Origin of the sequence: Sulfuritalea sp., from assembly GCF_031426875.1 — a bacterium.
Classification (GTDB): domain Bacteria; phylum Pseudomonadota; class Gammaproteobacteria; order Burkholderiales; family Rhodocyclaceae; genus Sulfuritalea.
Window position 1 is genome coordinate 45,549 of the sequence record NZ_JASJPC010000042.1, and the last position, 16,650, is coordinate 62,198.

The window sequence follows — 16,650 nt, forward strand, 5'->3', positions numbered from 1 at the left end:
TGAGCGCAGCAGGCGGGATCAGAACAGCAGGAGGCCCAGCGCCAGCAGCGCGGCCGTGACAAAACCGGCGCGCGCGGTGGCGGCCAGCAACAGGTTGAGCGCCGGTCCTGGTGCGGTAATGGCCAGTCGCCGGCACAGCAACAAACAAAACGGCAAGGCCAGCAGACCGAGCGCGGCGCCGGGCCGGTCGCGCAGCGCCAGAACGAGCATCACGGGAAATGGCAGCATCATCAGGGTGAAATAGACCCGGCGGGCGCGGGTGCGACCGAGCAGCACGGCCAGGGTGCGGCGACCGGCGCGCCGATCCTGTTCCAGGTCGCGGTAGTTGTTCACCAGCAACACCGCTGCCGCCGGCATGCCGACCACGAACCCGGCCAGCCAGGCATTCGCCGAGGTGGCGCCCAGTTGCAACCAATGGCTGCCGGCGACGGCGACCAGCCCGAAAAATATCAGGACGAACAGCTCGCCCAGCGGCGTATGGGAAATCGGGTGGCGCCCGCCCGAATACGACCAGCCCGCCAGCAGCGAGGCGAGGCCCGCGGCGAGGATCGGCCAGCCGCCGATGGCCACCAGGTAGGTGCCCAGCAGCAAGGCCAGGGCGAAGCTGATCGCGGCGGCGCGCCGCACCGCGGCCGGGCTCGCCCATCCCGCCGCCGTCACGCGCAGCGGCCCGATGCGGTCGGGCCGATCGGTGCCGCGCTCGAAATCGGCCGCATCGTTATGCAGATTGGTACCCACCTGAATCAGCAATGCGCAGCACAGCGCGGCCAGCATGGCCAGCCAGGCTGGCGTGGCGCCCTCGGCCAGGGCCAGCGCGGTGCCGACCAGCACCGGCGTCGCGGCGATGCTCAAGGTGCGCGGGCGCGTCGCGGTCCACCAGACGCGCCAGCCGGTCGGAGGTGCGGCGATCAGCGCAGGCGGCAATTCCGGCTTCATTGCCTGTGCGTTGTTCTGCCAATGGCAGACAAATCAGTCGCCCCCTCTCCCGGAGAGGGGGATGGGGGGAGAGCCCACATCCTCTCGCCTGTCTGCATTTCGGGCTTGAGCCCGAAATGCAGGCAGGCGATGCCGAAGGACAGGTTCTCCCAGTGCACGGCGCCAAATCCCTTCCCTTGCATGAGGGCGGCGAATTCGCGCTGATCCGGAAAACGCCGGATCGACTCCACCAAGTACTGATAGGCCTGCGGCGACCGCGCCACCAGCGCCCCCAGGCGCGGAATCACCAGGAAGGAATAGAGGTCGTAGAACGGAGCCAGCCAGGGCGCGGGCCGCGAGAATTCGAGGCAGACAAAACGGCCGCCGGGCTTCAGCACACGCAAAATCTCGCGCAGCGCAAGCGGTAGGCTGGTGGCATTGCGCAGACCGAAGGCGACCGTCAGCAGGTCCACGCTGGCGTTGGCGAGGGGCAGTTTTTCGGCCTCGCCGGCCACCCAGCACAGGGGGGATAAGTCATCCTTGCGGCCGATCGCCGTCCCGCCAACGCCAACTTTTGTCGCACGCCGCGATCCGTGTGTGATTTTCCCGCGCCCCGCCGCCATCATCGGCAAACTCGGATCGCAAACCACCACCTGGCGCCGGCCGTCAGCAAGCAGTCGCGCCACATCCCCGGTACCGCCGGCGAGATCCACTGCAACTCCGCTCACCGTGGCCACCCGAGCAGCCAGCCTGCGTTTCCACATGCGGTGGATGCCAAAGCTCATCAAGTCGTTCATCAGGTCGTAGCGCGGCGCGATGGCCCTGAAAACCTCGCCGATACGCTGGCGCCGCTCCGCCGCGCTGACCGACTGCCTGCCGAAGCTGCCGTCGAGGGGAATTTCCTCCTGCATCGTCGCCCCGCCCCTTAATCCCAAGCACTCAAATCTCGCGGCTCCACGGCAAGCCGAGGATGACGGCCAGCAACAGGCCATGGGTGCTCGCGGCGAGAATTGTCATCTTGAGCGCAGGAATGAGTTCCGCCGGCTGCCCCGCGCGAGACCAGAGCCGCCGCGCCGCGGCGACGCTGGTAATGGCGGGCAGCAAGGCGATCAATGCCCCCCAGGGAAGATGGCCCAGCAACACCATCAGCAGCGGCCAGCCGTAGGCCAGTGCGGCAATCAGCACATAGCCCCAGCGCGCCCGCGCCACGCCCAGACGCACCACCAGGGTGTTCTTGCCCGCGCCGGCATCGGCCTTCACGTCCGGGAACTGGTTGATGTAGAGCACGTTGGCCACCAGCAGGGCGAAGCCCAGGCCGCTGGCGACGGGAGCGAAGGCGAATCCATGGCGCTGCACGAAGTCGCTGCCGACCACCACCAGCAGCCAGCCGGCGGTGATGGCGAACTCGCCCAGGCCACGGCTCTGCAGCTTCAGCGGCGGCGCCGAATAGGCCCAGCCCACCACCAGGCCGGCCAGCCCGATCAGCATCAGCCCAGAGGCGCTGACCGCGGTCAGCCAGAGGCCGGCCGGCACCACCACCGCCAGCAGCGCATAGCCGAGTATGCCGGTGGCACGCAGGGAGAGGACGCCGTTCTGGATGAAACGGCTGCCGCCGGTGAAGGGAAACTGGCGTTCGGTGTTGGCGCCGTCGCAGCCCGACAGCGCGTCGTAGTAGTCGTTGATGACGTTGGCGCCGGCGTGCGCCATCAGGGCGAAGAACAGCGTCACGGTGGCCAGCGCCGGGTCGATCATGCTGCCCGACCAGGCAGCGGTGGCGAGGCCCAGCAGGCAGCCGACGAAGGTGACGGAAAGAAAGGCCGGCCGGGTCGCCGCAAAGTAGCGCAGGAAGGGATTGGGCAGGGCATCCAGGGTCGGTTCCAGCGGCTTCGGCATGTCTCGCTTCCTTCGGTCTGGCTGTTGGTCATTGGAGCGCCGCTGCGGCGGCGGCTTCCAGTTCGGCTCCGTTCATCGCGCCGAGCTTGCTGCCCACGATCTCGCCGCGGCGGTTGAGGACCACAGTGTAGGGCAGACCGGCCTTGGCGTTGCCAAGCGCCTGCAACAAAGCGACGCCCTTGTCGCGCGTCAGCAGCACGGTGTAATTGATGTCGTAGGCCTTGGCGAAATCGCGCACCGGCGGCGCATCGCTTTCGAGACTGATGCCGATGACCTCGACGCCGCGCGCCTTGTGTCGCGTCTGGACCTGGACCAGTTCGGGGATCTCGACCCGACAGGGCGGGCACCAACGCGCCCAGAAATTCACGATCAGCGGCTTGCCTCGGTAAGCGGCGAAGGCCACCGCCTTGTTGTCGAGGTCGAACAGCGTGGCGGCGAACAGCGGCGCGCTCGACAGCTTCTCGCCGGCCAGGGCGGACAGGCTGCCGCAGGCCAGCAGCAAGGCTGCCAGCAGCCTCCTCATGGCAGGTCGCCGCGACGGAACAGTTGGTAACCCAAGCTCGCCGCCGCAATGCCGACCAGCGTCGGATAGGCCAGCGCGAAAACCTTGTAGCCGGTCACGCCGAACAGGTCGAGGATGACGTAGGCCGAAGGGCCGAGCACGATCAACTGCGGATCGAACAGCGCCAGGGCCGCCGTGCGGAACACCTGCAGCGGGTTGGCCAGCGCGACAGTGACCGCGACTTCCGGCGAGACCTTACCCTGGATCATCACGCCGAGCAGGATCAGGTCGAGGAACAGCAACAGCGTCAGCCAGACCAGGAAGGCGGCACCCTGCGCCATGTCGGTGCTGCGCGCCAGCGCCGAGATCAGCATGCCGATGCCGAGGAAGCAGGCCGCCATCACCGCCAGCAGCGCCGTGTAATAGCCGAACATGCCCCACGGCACCTCGATCCCGCGCAGCAGCGCGATCAGCACCGCCAGCACCATGGCGCCGAACACCGGCAGGAAGATCACGATGTAGCGGCCGAGAATCTTGCCCCAGAACCAGGCCGCCAGCGACACCGGCAGCGACAGCAGGTATTCATAGACGCCGGCCTCGCGGTCGCCCGCCACCGAGCGCACCGTGGTGATGAGGACGAAGATCGGCAGGATCGCCATGGTCAGCTGGATATAGGTGACCAGCAGGCGCGACAGGCCGATGAAGCCCAGCACACGCGATTCGGTCAGGCCGAACAGGAACAGCAGGGCGACGATGCCGCCGAACACCAGGGTATAGACCTGGAACCAGCGCGCACGCAGGGATTCGACGATGTCGAGCTTGGCGGTGAGCCAGAGTTGTTTCATACGAAAAACCCATTTTGGCCACAGAGGACACAGAGGTCACAGAGGAAAGACGTCATCCTGGGTTTCTCTGTGCTCTCTGTGTCCTCTGTGGCAAATATTTTGGTCTTGAAGTTCATGCAGTCCCTTATTTGCCTTTGGCCAGCACGTGCTGACGCATTTCCTCGAATCCGAGATCGCCGGCCTCGGCATAAACCTTGGCGCCCAGGTTGTAGGCCATCGGCGACATCTTGCCGCCGCTGTAATAGGCCTTGCGCGCCTCCAGCCATTTCTCGCCCGGGCCAGTACCAGCGCCGGCGTCGGCGACCCAGAAGCGCGTGGCCGGGTCCGCCAGCCAGGGGTAATCCTTCTGCTTGTCGCGCATCCAGAACACGGCACAGCCGATGTCGTCGAATTTGAACACCGTATTCTTCTCGCCGCCGCGCAGCTCGGCGGCAAAGCGGCGATCGGATATGACCATGCTGCAGCGCGTGCAGGTATCGCGGTCCCATTTGATCTCGGCCATGCCTTCGGGCCAGGCGCCGGAACTGCCGCAGGCCGACAGGGCGGCCGCGATGGGCGTCAGCGCAAAGCCATGGACGGCGGCAGCGAGGAAGCGGCGGCGGTCCATCAGATCACCGTGGCGCCAGCGCCAACTTTGTATTGCGCCGCGCCGCCGGCGCCGACGGCATTGCCTGCCGCAGGGGCTGGCGCGGGCGGCGCCTCGTGCAGCGAATAATCGCTGATCAGCGCCACGTAGCGCGAGGTCATGCCCATGAAGCGCAGACGATCGGGGCCCGGCACCACGCCCTCCCATTCCAGCCCGTCGCCCAGATCGCGGAAATTCCAGGCCTGCATCGCCTTGGCAAATGCAGGCTCGCTACGCTTGAGCGAAATGCGGCAGCCGAACTGGCCGGACAGCGAGACGTCGTCGGCGACGCGATCGTCGAGCACGACCTTGCCCATGTCCATTTCGACCACCCGATTCACCAGCGCCGAGACCTCGTTCAGGCGATGGCTGGAAATCAGCATGGTGACGTCCTCCTGGCGTTCGGCGAGGAGTTCGAAGAAGATCTTGCGCGCCTCGGGGTCGAGGTTGGCCGCCGGCTCGTCCATCACCAGCACCTTCGCATCCCGCCCCAGCGCGATCGCGATCAGCAGCTTCTGCTTCATGCCGCCGGAAAGCTTGACGAAGGGCCGCGTCAGGATCGGCGCCAGGTCGAGTCCCAGGCGCTGCGCCAGTTGGTGAATGCGCGCCGGGTCGGTGCCGCACAGCGCGGCGGAAAAATCGATCAACTGCGCCACCGGCATTTTCAGCGGTGGCGGCAGTTGCGGCACGAAGCCGATCGATCCCAGCACCGCCGTGCGCTCCTGGCGCGGGTCGCGGCCGTCGATGCTGACGCGGCCGTCGAAGGTGTATTCGCCGAGCAGGCAGCGGATCAGCGTGGTCTTGCCGGCGCCGTTGGAGCCGATCAGCGCGACGCGCTCGGACAAGCCGATGTCGAGGCTGATGTCGTCGAGCACGCGCGACTTGCGAAAGCTTTTGGTGACGTGCGAAAAACTGATCATGGCTTGGGAGGAAGAACGAAAAGCGTTGTCCGCAGATTACGCAGATTTCGCAGATTAAAAACCGAAATTGCGTCCGCATTAATCGGTGAAATCTGCGTAATCTGCGGATCAAGGGTCTTCATAGCAGTTTCGACAGTCCCTTGACGTCAAAGGTGAGCGAACCCGTCGGGCAGGTGTCGACACACAGTCCGCAGCGCGTGCAGTCGGGACCGATCGGAACTTCGGTATCCACCGCGCGGCCCTTGATCACCGTGTCGAGCACGTGGGGCACCAGGCAGACCTTGCGGCAGTCGCCTTCGTGGAAGCAGTTGTCGAGCTTGTACTTGATGCGCACCGGCGAGAGGATGCCGACCACGCCGTAGGTGAGGCCGATCGGACAGGCGTAGCGGCACCAGGCGCGGCGCGAAAAGAACACCTCGAACACCAGCAGCGCCAGCACCCAGAGCAGGGCCAGACCCGGGCCGTAGATCAGCGCCCGCGACAGGATGCCGGTCGGCGAAATCGATTCGAACACCGTGTAGCCGGTGGCCAGCGCGAGCGCGGCAAAGACGATCCACGAGAGGGTGCGCAGGCGGCGGTCGATGTTCTGGTCGGTCACCAGCTTCTTCTTTACCAGGTAGAGATGGATCTTCTCCGCCCATTCCGCAACCAGGTGATAAGGGCAGACCCAGGAACAGAAACTGCGCCCGCCGAGAATCAGCCAGAGCACAAAGACTGTGGCCGTGCCGATCACCAGATTGACGATGATGTGCTTGTGCGCCAGCATCACCTGCAGCGCCGAGTTGAGATCGATCAGATGGAAGCCGACGAAGCGCGAGGCGGTCAGTGCGCCTTCGAGGATCTGGATATCCAGCCAGAAGGAGAAGGTGAACATCAGGTTGGCGACTATCAGCACCGCCCAGCGCCGATTGCGCCACTTGTGCACCTTCTTCGCCCGCTCATGGGCAAGGGTCGCCGCCTGCAGCTTTTCCTTGTTGGTGGCGCGCTTGAGTACATGAATCTGCTGGGCAGGCTCGGAAATCGCCGCCGGCTTTTTCGGCTCGCGGCCGAACATCACGGCGATCTGGTCGAAGAAGCGGCGCTTGAGGAAGGTGTTCACGTGTTCCAGACCTCGCGCGCGTCGACCACGATGCAGGTCGGCTCGACTGGACAGATCATTTCGCAGACGCCGCAACCGACGCAGGGCTCATGCACCACGGGCGACTTGCGCTTGCTGCCGTCGGGTGCGAACACGGTTTCGATGGAAATCGCGCCCTTGACCGGACATTCGCGCACGCACAGATCGCATTCGGCCAGATCATAAGGATGTTCGGCGACGCCGATCGGCTTCCAGCGGTTGACCTCCATGTAGCGCAGGCGCCCCTTGAACGACGGCCCCCGCACCTGGCCCTTGAAGCCCTTGCCCTGGATCGCCAGGCAGGCTTCCGGCCGCGTCAGGCGTGCGACGCCGATACGCTCGCTGAGGTTCAGGGTCGGCTCGGCATCCTTTTCCTTGGCCTTGAGGATGGGCGCGGCGGCCAGCTTGGCGCCCTTGCGCGAGCCGAGGAAGGCCGGCTTCTTGTACACCAGTGATCCGGTTGGACAGGCCAGGATGCACTGCACGGCATCGCAGGAAAAATCGCAGGCCTGTTCGCGCGCGTCTATGTAAGGCGTGCCGACGCCGAAGCCATCGACCAGGTCGGCCAGCTTGATCGCCTGCACCGGGCAGACCTGCACGCACTGGCCGCACTTGATGCAGGAGGACAGGAAATCCTTTTCGTCCAGCGCGCCGGGCGGCCGCAGACGCTTGGTGCGGGCGTAGACCAGGGGCAGAAAACCCGAAAGCGCGGCGCCCATCACCCCGCCGGTGAGCAGGATGGTGCGCAACCAGCGCCGCCGCGCCTGTTGCATGCGCTCGCGCGACGGGGGCGCCGGCGTATCCGGCGGCTTGGCGCTGTCCGGTGGTTTCGACTCGCTCATCCCGTCACCCTGGCCTGGTCCGGTTGCGGCTTGCGAAAGCGCGGTTGTTCGTCCTTGAGCGTCAGCTCGGGCGAGGAAAACGGCGCCAGGCGTTCAAGAAAATCCAGCAGTTCCAGCACCGGCGCGGTCTTGAAGAAACGTGCCGGAGGCAGTTCTATCCATATCTGGTCGGCATAGGCATAGAGCTCGTAGGGCGTGTCGCCGGTGCCGTTGCCGTCGCGGTCGAAACCCTGGTAGTCGTCCCAGTAATTACCGCGCCATTGATTGAGGCCGGAGCTGCCGCGGCCGGCCTGCACCACGTTGGTCAGGTTGCCTTCGAAGACATTGTCGGTGACGACATTGCCGCCGAGTTCGGAGGTCAGCTTGATGGCGATGCCGTTGTAGGCGAAGCGGTTGTTGCGCACCCAGATCTTGCTGTCGGGCTGGAAGGGTGACAGATCGGAACCGATGCCGACGGCGCAATAAACGATCTCGTTGCCTTCGATCACCGTATTGCTCGCCTCTTTGAAGCCGATCGCCATGCCGGTTGCGCCGTTGGCGTGGGAGATCAGGTTGTTCTTCAGCACGCCGCCCTCGGTGTACATGAAATAGACCCCCACCGAATTGTCGTAGAAGCGGTTGTTCTCGACCACGTTGTTGTTGGCGAACATGAAGTGGATCGAGTAGCGGCTGCGCGTGCCGACATTGCCGCGATAGATGTTGTCGTGGGAGTACCAGGCCACCATGTCGCGCGAATCGGAAATTTCATTGCCCTCGATCAGATTGCGATCGCTGTACCAGAGCCGCAGGCCGTCGCCGCGCACGCCCAGATCGCGCGGCTTGGAGCGCACCTTGTTGCCTTTGACGATGCTGTCGCTCGACTGCTTCAAGTCGATGCCGAACAGGCAGTTGTCGATGACCAGGTTCTCGATGACGTTGCGGTGACCGCGCACGTCGAGGCAGGAATCGTCGGTGTCGTGCGAATCGCCGGAGCCTGTCAGGTGCAGCCCGCGCAAGACGGCGCCGTCGGTTTGCAGCGAAAACACCGTGCCCTTGTCGCCGGCATCGATGGTCACCGATCCGGAGCCTTCGATGACCAGCGGTTTGGTCATCACCACCGGCCCCGAATAGTTTCCCGGCGGCGGTCTCAGGGTCGAACCGGCCGGTGCCGCATCGACCAGGTTCTGGAAGGGCTTCAGGCCATGCACGCGCTTGTCGCGCTCGTGCAGCATATAGGTGGGCTTGGGCCGATCGACGCCGACCCGGGGTGCCGTGGACAGATCCGCGGTCGCCCCCAGACCGGGAGGCTTGTCGTCGCTTGCCTCGTAGTCGGCCGGACGCGCCGTGAGCAGCGACGAGACACCGAGCAGCAAGGCCGGCAGCAGCGCCAGCCAGCGTTTCAGTTTCATGGCGACACCCTAGGACTCGCGCATCTGCCGGCGGCGCAGCAGCAGCGCCATCATCAGGCAGCCGAACACGATCAGCAGCAGCGCATAGCCCCAGTAGGGATAGGAGAAGGTCGAGAACTGCGCCACCTTGCCCTCGCCGAACACGGTGGGCATGAATGGCTTGACCGTAAAAGCGCCCCAGGGGTGCATGTTGTGGCCGAAGAACCACAGCCAGCCGGCATAGTCGATGACGAAGAAGAGCGGCAGCAGGGCCGGCGCCAAGGGCAGCAGCAACGAGAAGCGGGGAATCTTCCAGACCCCCAGCAGGACGATCAGCATCGCCGCGATGATCCCTACCATCGACACCTGGGTGGCGAGTATCAGATTGGCCTTCCAGCGGTCCAGGACGTCGGGCTGATTGAAGAAAGTGCTCGCCTCGTGATAGTAGTGGGCAGCGAAGGCGTCCAGCTGACCCATGACGACCTGGTCGACCACCATCCAGGCGGCAACCGCCGCGAAGCCGATGCCGAGAATCTTCAGTTGATTCCTGCGCTCGGTCGCCATGAATCCCAGCAGCATGACGGCGAACCAGCCGAAAAGAAACTTCGACAAGCGCAATTCGACCGGAGAGCCCGTGTCGATCGGGTACATACCCACGTAGTGGTTGATGGTATTCATTTCGTGGACGCAGTCGAGGCTCTTCGCCTCCTTGTTCACGTCCTTGTCCTTGTCCAGGATCGGATTGTAGCGAGGGGTGTCCTCACCCACGTCGGCCTGCAGGGTTTCGTTGCCCATGCGGGTGCCCTTGCCGACCGCCGTGCAGCCGTTGAACACGCCGTTGAAGTGAAAGTGGATGCGAATGCCGTCGGGAAAAGCGTCCTTGGGGTAATTCGGCGCCGTCAGCGAAACCCACCATATCGGCGCAAAGTAGGCGGCGATCAAGGCCACCAGTGCCACCAGGGTCAGGCCTCGGATCAGCAGGTTCTGCTTTTTTTGGTCTAGCATTTTGTTCTCTGTATGGGGGAGTGGATTGCGGGCCGGCTGGAGGTTTTCCGCGCCCCGGCAGGGGTCGGAGCGCGGAAGCCCCGGAACGGCCGCTTACTTCTTCTTGCCGCCCTTGGCTGCGGGCTTGCACATCGATCCGGGCATGCTCAGGCTGGACTGATAGGCCGAAATCGCCACCAGTTGTTTGTCATCGTACTTCTTGATGATCTTGACCATGTCCGGATTGGCGTTGCGGCGCTTGCCGTCGCGGATCTCGGTCATCTGGCGCAGCAGGTACTTGTAGTGCTGACCTGCCAGAACGGGATAGAACTTGTCCTTGACGCCCTCGCCGTTGGCCTTGTGGCATTCGATGCATTCCTTCTCGTACATCGTCTTGCCGTCGGCAACCTGCTTGGCGGCGTCGGCACCCTCGTACTTGCCATGATCGACCGGGATGCAAAGTTTCTCGATATAGGCCGAGACATTGGCCAGTTCCTGCGCGTCGACCAATTCCTTGGCAAACGGATACATGGTCGGGTTGTCGCGCAGGCCGGCGCGAATGTCGGCCATCTGCTTGATCAGCACCGTCGTGTGCTGACCGGCCAGCTGCGGGAAGGTGCCGTCGGAGCGCCCGGCGCCGGAAGGCAGGTGACAGGCGCCACAGACCTCGTAGCCTTCCTTGCCGGCCTTGGGGTCGCCCTTCTTCTGCAGAGCCTCGATCTTCTCGCCCTCCTGGGCGTTCCATTTGTAGTCCTTGGATTCGATGCCGGCCTTCTTTTCGGGCGGCGGCCCGGCCATTGCGAATGCGGGAATCAGCGCCATCGAGAGCGCGAGTGTCAATGCCTTGTACATTTTGGTTTCCTTGTCAGTATTTAATGGCCGAGTCATGGTGGCACAGGTATATAAGAGTTCATTGATATCCATCAAAGCCTGTGTTTGCCTGCACAACGCAGTGCCGCTCATCCGGCTATTTGATCTCCGAGAGATACTTCGCCAGCTCCTTGATTTCCGCTTCGGATACAAGGTGCATGACGCCCTTCATTGCTGCCGCATTGCCATTGGCGCGCGCACCGCTCTTGATGTCCAGCATCTGCCGCTCGGCGTACTTGGCGTTCTGTCCCGCCAGCCTCGGATATTCCGGCGTCAAGGGCTTCTTTGCATCCTTGCCGTGACAGGCGACGCAAGTCTTTTCCAGGTAAAGCGCCTTGCCATCGGCCAGAACCGGCGCGGCGAAGGAAACGGCAGCGACCGCCGCGAGAATCAATCCAAATTTCATTGTCATTCCTTTCGTAAAAAACACAACGCAGCGGAGTTTAAGGTTGGGCGCTGCCTGCGAACGCAGGCAGCGCCCCGAATCCAGCATGTATGACAAAGGTACTCAACTTTCCCCGCAACCGCCTTGATCTATCTCATCCCGTCAGGGGATAGGCTCCCCGGCGCGGAGCGCCGGGGAGTCGGCTCACTTGACTTCTCACTTGACCTTCTTGGCGCCGTTTTGCTCCAGGTAGGTCTTGGCGCGCAAACCGAGGTCGGCGGTCTTGACCTGGTACTGCCAGATCTGCTCGGCCCACAGGTTGGCGTTTTCCCAATCCTTCTTGGCGGCAAAGCCTTCATGCTTCTCCTTCAGGCCCTTGGTCTTGCCCAGTTGGTCGAAGGCGTCTTCCACCATCGCCACGACATCCGGGAAGTCCTTGTAATTGACGCTGGTGATGTAGGCCACCACAGAGTCGATGATGGCCTGGGTGTCGGCCACCTTCTTCACCGTCGCCTTGTAGTCGGCTTCCGTGTAGTTGCCCTTGGCCAGCGTCGTCTTGGTCGGCTTCCAGCCCTTCGGCTTGACCAGCAGGTAGCCCTGCATCTCCAGGTGCAGCGCCGAGCAGAACTCGGTGCAGTAGTAGGGATAGACGCCTTCCTTGTCGGCCTTGAACTTGACCTGGACCGTCTTGCCCGGTTCGACCGAGGCATGCACGTTGTAGGTCGAGACCGTGAAGCCGTGCGTCTCGTCCTGCGCCCGCTCGAGGTTGGTCAGGTTGATCGTCACTTCGTCGCCGATATCGACGTCGATGGTTTCCGGCGTGATGTGCGAACGGATCAGGGTGGCGAAGACTTCGACCTTGTTGCCCTTCTTGACGACCTTCTCCTCGCCGGCACGAACGGCGCCGGGATGCGGCTTGTCGGTGCGGCTGTCGGTGCCGACCTTGTAGCGTACCGCCGGCTTCAGCTTCTTGGCGTCGATGGCCACCACGTAGTGCGGCTCACCCAGCGGCACGGGCATGTCGTAGAGCAGCTGCATCTTGTCGCCGCTGATGTCGATCAGCTGGTGGTTCTGCGGATGCAGGGGGCCCACCGGCACGAAACGATCGATCGCCAGCTTGTTCAGCGCCACCAGGTACTTGCCGGCCGGCTTGGTCGAGTCGCCTTCCATGGTCATCAGGTGGCCGATGTTGTAGTGCACGCTGATCTTGTCCAGCACCTTGCCTTCGCAGTAGTTCCACTTGGCGACTTGCGAGTCGACGTAGAGCGAGGTGTAGGCCACGCATTGCTTGCTGTCGTACTGGGTATGCAAGGGACCCAGGCCCAGCGATACCTGCGTGTGCAGCGCGTCCTTCATGCTGATCACCGGGATGCCGTAGGGGTCCTTGGATTCGAACTTGCCGGCCTTGATCGCGGCCTGGATCTTCTCGAAGCTATACACCGAGACGTGGGTGTCGAGCTTGCCGGCGACGGTGAGGAACTTGCCGTCCGGGGTCACATCGACGCCGTGCGGCGACTTGGGCTCGGGCACCAGGAACAGGATGCCTTCCTTGATCGCCGTTTCCATCATCAGCACGTTGTGGCCGTTGATCTTCTTGGCCTTGCCGGCGGCGACCAGTTCGGCGGCCTTCTTCCAGTTGATCACGTGCAGGTAGTCGGTGTCCTTCGCCGAGCAGCCGGCTTCGTACGGCGGACGGCCTTTCTCGATGCCGCCGACGTAACGCTCGGTACAGAAGGAATTGGTGAAGGACCAGCCGTCGGACGGGCCCTTGCCGGCGTCGGACAGGTCCTGCGAGTAGGGCGGCAGTTCGAGCGAGAAGGATTTGGCGACGTCGATGCGGCCTTCCTTGCGGTCGAATTTCCAGTAGGTGACGCCGCCGCGGTATTTCTCGTTGAATTCTTCGAGCGGGAAGAACTTCTTGTTCTCCAGCGGCGAAGCGTACTGGGCGGCTTCGATGATGTATTCGGTATTGGAGGTGACGAAGGCGCCGCCGTGCTCGGACTTGAAGATCGGGTTGACGACGATCTGCTTGGTTTCGAAGTCGCGCAGGTCGATTACCGCCAGGCGCGGGTTGGCCTTGTCGTTGATGAACAGGAACTGGCCGTCGTACTCGCCGTTGGTCTCCGATACGGCCGGATGGTGGGTGTCGCCCCAGGTGATGTCCTTGCCGTCGATCTTCCCGCCGGCCAGGACTTTCTTCGAGCTTTCGTCGAAGCCGTAGCCTTGCCAGGGTTCCGGCGTGAACACGCCGATGTATTTGAGGATGCGCATCGAGGGGATCGCATAGACGATGACCTGCCCCGACTGTCCGCCCGAGCTGAAGGCGACGAATTCATCCCGCTTGCCGGTCGGTACATAGGTCTTCGCCGCCGCCAGCAGGTCCTGCTGGCTCAAACCCCGCGCTTTCAGCACGTCCTGCAGGCTGTCCGCCGACCACGCCGCGCCCGCCGCCAGCCCCAACCCCGCCGCTATTAGCCACGAGGCTGTCCGTTTGCCATGTGATTTCATTCGATTGCTCCCATTCATGTTTGAATCCCAGTGCCACTGGCAACCGCCGCCCCGGTGCTGCGCGACGTGGTGTCGCTGCGGCGAATTGACGCACTGCGCGAATGATCCGCTTCGCGGGGCCACGGTGCAAGTCGGCGGCGGATGATTTATCCCATAGGAATCCGCCCTGCAGGCATAGGACGATTCCTACCCCACGGGAAACTGGTCGCCCTATTGATCCAGCAGATCGTGCCGCAGCGCGTACTGGATCAGTTCCGAGGTGTTGGCGAAGCCCATTTTCCTCATGGCATGGGCCTTGTGGGTGCTGACTGTCTTCACGCTCAGATTCAGCAGCCTGCCGATTTCGGTGACGCCGAGGCCGGCGGCGATGTGGCGCAGCACCTGGTATTCACGGTCGGAGAGGCGGGTGTGCGGCAGAACCTCGGCCGAGGTTCCCGTGGTGCCGAGAACTTCGACCGCCAGCTTCTCCGCCACCGCCGGGTTGATATACAGGCCGCCGGCCGCCACCTTGCGTATGGCCTGCTCCAGTTGCGTCTCGGCATTGTCCTTGCAAAGGTAACCCGAGGCGCCGGCGCGCAGCGCACGAACTGCATAGATATCCTCGGCATACATGCTGAGCACGAGCACCGGCAGCTTGGGATTTTCCGCCTTGATCTGCTTGATCAACTCGACACCGCTCTTGCCCGGCATGGTCATGTCCAGCACCATCGCATCCCAGCTGCCGCTGCGGGCCAAGGCCAGGGCATCGACGCCGTTTCCGGCCTCGCCCGCCACCACGATGTCGGCGGATTCGGACAGCAGATGCTTGAGCCCGGCCCGCAGGATGGCATGGTCATCGACGATAAGTATTCTGATCATGTTGCTGTTGCCTTCTGATGGGGCAGCCAACCGGCGATGCGGGTACCCTTGCCGGGCCGGCTATGGATTTCCAGGCGACCGCCGAGCATGGCGATGCGCTCGCGCATGCCGAGCAGGCCGAATGTCTTCTTGTCCTTGGCATCCGAAATGCCGCGGCCGTTGTCCTGTATGGTCAGGCGAATGCCGTCATCGACTTCGTCGATCCGCACCGTCACTTCGCTGGCGCCGGCGTGACGGGCGACGTTGGTCAGGGTCTCCTGGACGATGCGGAATACCGTCGTCGCCAGGCGGTCGTCGAGTTCGAATTCTTCGCGGTTCATGTTCAGGCGACAGGCAATGCCGGTGCGCTCCGAGAACTGCGTGACGTGATGCTCGACGGCGGCTGCCAAGCCCAGGCTGTCGAGCATGGCCGGGCGCAAATCCTCGGAAATGCGGCGCAGGGAAACGATGCTGTGTTCGACCACGCCAAGCGCCGTCCCGACGCGCTCGACCGCGGGCGCGCCGAGCGGCTGGCACTTGTTGCGCAGCCAGCCCAGGTCGATGCGCAGCGCCGTCAGCGCCTGTCCCATCTCGTCATGCAGCTCGCGCGCGATACGGGCCCGCTCCTCTTCGCGCACGGTCTGCAGGAACTCGGCCAGATCCCTGAGCCGGGTTTCGGATTCCACCAGTTGCTGTCGCTGCTTGCGCAATTCGTCTTCGTTGCGTTTGCGTTCGGTGATGTCGGAAAAAATCGAAATGAAGCGCACTATCCGGCCGTCGGGACCGCGCAGTGCCTGGATCGAGAGTTCCTCGGGAAATATCTCGCCGGTCTTGCGCTTGTTCCACACTTCGCCGCGCCAGTGGCCGGTTTCGATCAATTGCCGCCAGAACTCGCTGTAAAAAGCCGCATCGTGGCGACCGGACTTGAGAATGCGCGGATTTTGGCCGATCACCTCGGCACGGGTATAGCCGTAGATGGCGCAGAACGCATCGTTGACCCAGAGGATGCGGCCCTCGGCGTCGGTGATCACGGCACCCTCGGCCATGGCCGAGAAAGCGGTTTCGTTCTCGCGCCGATCGGCTTCCAGCCTCGCCTGTTCCACCGTGCGGCGGCGCGCGACAAACCAGAAGGCATAGATGGTCGTCAGCCCGAGCAGCCAGATGCCGAAATGCCAGTACTGGATGGTGCGCCAGGTGGGTTCCTGCGCGGTGCGGTAGGTATTCAGATCGATCGATATGCTGGCGCCGCCGCGCAGGCCGCCGACCGGAATCAGGGTATCGCGATGGCATTCCAGGCACTCTTCGTCCATCTTCATCGGTATCATCACGCGCAACAGGCCGTGGCCGCCGGCCTTCTTCGGCATGGACTCGGTGGCCATTTCGGCACCGCCCTGCAAGGCCTTCAGCGCGTTGGTTTCCCATTCGTCCGGGGCGTTGGCGCGATTGCGCAGTTGCAGCGAAGTCAGCCGCTCCTTGGTGCCATAGGTCTTCTGGCTGATCTCCTGAATTGCCAGCAGTATATGGATGGGCGCGATCGAAACCAGCGTCAGGTTTTCGCCGGTGCCCCGCGTCACCGCCATGCGCTCCTGTTCGTCCAGGGATCCGAGGTTGGGTATCTTCGCTTCATTGACGTAAACGCCGCCCAGCGTATCGGCCCACTTGCGGATCGCCATGTCCTTGCGCAGATTGGCGATGGCGTCGATCTTGGCCAGCGCGGTCGCGGTGCGATTCAGTTGCTGACGCTGGGTCCACAAGGAAAAAATCGCCAGCGCTGTCCACAAGGCAATCGCCAGGGCGAGCGCGGCGGGGCCGACGATCAGGGTTAGCTTGCGCACAATCACTTCAACGGATCGAAATCATTGGTCGATGCGATTCCGCCTCTAAAAAGCAAACGGGGGCAGACTAACTCTGCCCCCGCGGACCTGCTTTGATCTATCTCATCCTGTCAGGGAATAGCATCCCCGGCGCAAGCGCCGGGGATCTGACTCACTTGACCTTCTTGGCGCCGTTTTGCTCCAGGTAGGTCTTGGCGCGCAAACC

16 protein-coding genes are annotated in these 16,650 nt (G+C 63.5%); all 16 read right to left on the reverse strand.

What is annotated here, in order from left to right:
- Positions 1-18 precede the first annotated feature (18 nt).
- The gene (locus RMO95_RS17410) at positions 19-936 is read right to left on the reverse strand and encodes a 1,4-dihydroxy-2-naphthoate polyprenyltransferase (protein ID WP_310451924.1); all 918 of its coding nucleotides are present in this window, start codon (positions 934-936) and stop codon (positions 19-21) included.
- Complete coding sequence (locus RMO95_RS17415; protein WP_310451925.1) at positions 933-1,826, reverse strand: class I SAM-dependent methyltransferase; 894 nt, start codon at positions 1,824-1,826, stop codon at positions 933-935. The genes RMO95_RS17410 and RMO95_RS17415 overlap by 4 nt, the downstream gene beginning before the upstream one ends.
- Positions 1,827-1,854: 28 nt before the next feature.
- Positions 1,855-2,808: a prenyltransferase gene (locus RMO95_RS17420; protein WP_310451926.1), complete on the reverse strand. Its 954-nt coding sequence runs from the start codon at positions 2,806-2,808 to the stop codon at positions 1,855-1,857.
- A gap of 28 nt (positions 2,809-2,836) precedes the next feature.
- Positions 2,837-3,331, reverse strand: coding sequence for a TlpA disulfide reductase family protein (locus RMO95_RS17425; protein ID WP_310451927.1), 495 nt, complete (start codon positions 3,329-3,331; stop codon positions 2,837-2,839).
- Positions 3,328-4,155, reverse strand: a complete 828-nt coding sequence (locus RMO95_RS17430) for an ABC transporter permease (protein WP_310451928.1) — start codon at positions 4,153-4,155, stop codon at positions 3,328-3,330. Before RMO95_RS17430 ends, RMO95_RS17425 begins: the two co-directional genes overlap by 4 nt.
- 124 nt (positions 4,156-4,279) lie before the next feature.
- Positions 4,280-4,762, reverse strand: coding sequence for a protein NosL (locus tag RMO95_RS17435; RefSeq protein WP_310451929.1), 483 nt, complete (start codon positions 4,760-4,762; stop codon positions 4,280-4,282).
- Positions 4,762-5,700, reverse strand: a complete 939-nt coding sequence (locus RMO95_RS17440; protein ID WP_310451930.1) for an ABC transporter ATP-binding protein — start codon at positions 5,698-5,700, stop codon at positions 4,762-4,764. Before RMO95_RS17440 ends, RMO95_RS17435 begins: the two co-directional genes overlap by 1 nt.
- Before the next feature lie 118 nt (positions 5,701-5,818).
- Complete coding sequence (locus tag RMO95_RS17445) at positions 5,819-6,799, reverse strand: NapH/MauN family ferredoxin-type protein (RefSeq protein ID WP_310451931.1); 981 nt, start codon at positions 6,797-6,799, stop codon at positions 5,819-5,821.
- Positions 6,796-7,659, reverse strand: a complete 864-nt coding sequence (locus RMO95_RS17450; protein WP_310451932.1) for a 4Fe-4S dicluster domain-containing protein — start codon at positions 7,657-7,659, stop codon at positions 6,796-6,798. Before RMO95_RS17450 ends, RMO95_RS17445 begins: the two co-directional genes overlap by 4 nt.
- Positions 7,656-9,047: a nitrous oxide reductase family maturation protein NosD gene (nosD, locus tag RMO95_RS17455; protein WP_310451933.1), complete on the reverse strand. Its 1,392-nt coding sequence runs from the start codon at positions 9,045-9,047 to the stop codon at positions 7,656-7,658. Before nosD ends, RMO95_RS17450 begins: the two co-directional genes overlap by 4 nt.
- Before the next feature lie 9 nt (positions 9,048-9,056).
- Positions 9,057-10,031, reverse strand: coding sequence for a hypothetical protein (locus RMO95_RS17460; protein WP_310451934.1), 975 nt, complete (start codon positions 10,029-10,031; stop codon positions 9,057-9,059).
- Between the two features lie 93 nt (positions 10,032-10,124).
- The gene (locus tag RMO95_RS17465) at positions 10,125-10,862 is read right to left on the reverse strand and encodes a c-type cytochrome (RefSeq protein ID WP_310451935.1); all 738 of its coding nucleotides are present in this window, start codon (positions 10,860-10,862) and stop codon (positions 10,125-10,127) included.
- 115 nt (positions 10,863-10,977) lie between these two features.
- A complete protein-coding gene (locus tag RMO95_RS17470; RefSeq protein ID WP_310451980.1) occupies positions 10,978-11,373 on the reverse strand; it encodes a c-type cytochrome in 396 nt (131 codons plus the stop codon).
- Between the two features lie 108 nt (positions 11,374-11,481).
- Entirely contained in the window at positions 11,482-13,773 is a 2,292-nt protein-coding gene (gene nosZ / locus RMO95_RS17475) for a Sec-dependent nitrous-oxide reductase (RefSeq protein ID WP_310451936.1), read from the reverse strand.
- Positions 13,774-13,983: 210 nt separating this feature from the next.
- On the reverse strand, positions 13,984-14,631 hold the full coding sequence (locus RMO95_RS17480; RefSeq protein WP_310451937.1) for a response regulator transcription factor: 648 nt from the start codon (positions 14,629-14,631) through the stop codon (positions 13,984-13,986).
- Positions 14,628-16,445 (reverse strand): PAS domain S-box protein, encoded by a 1,818-nt coding sequence (locus tag RMO95_RS17485; protein WP_310451938.1) that lies wholly within the window; start codon positions 16,443-16,445, stop codon positions 14,628-14,630. Before RMO95_RS17485 ends, RMO95_RS17480 begins: the two co-directional genes overlap by 4 nt.
- Positions 16,446-16,650: the final 205 nt, after the last annotated feature.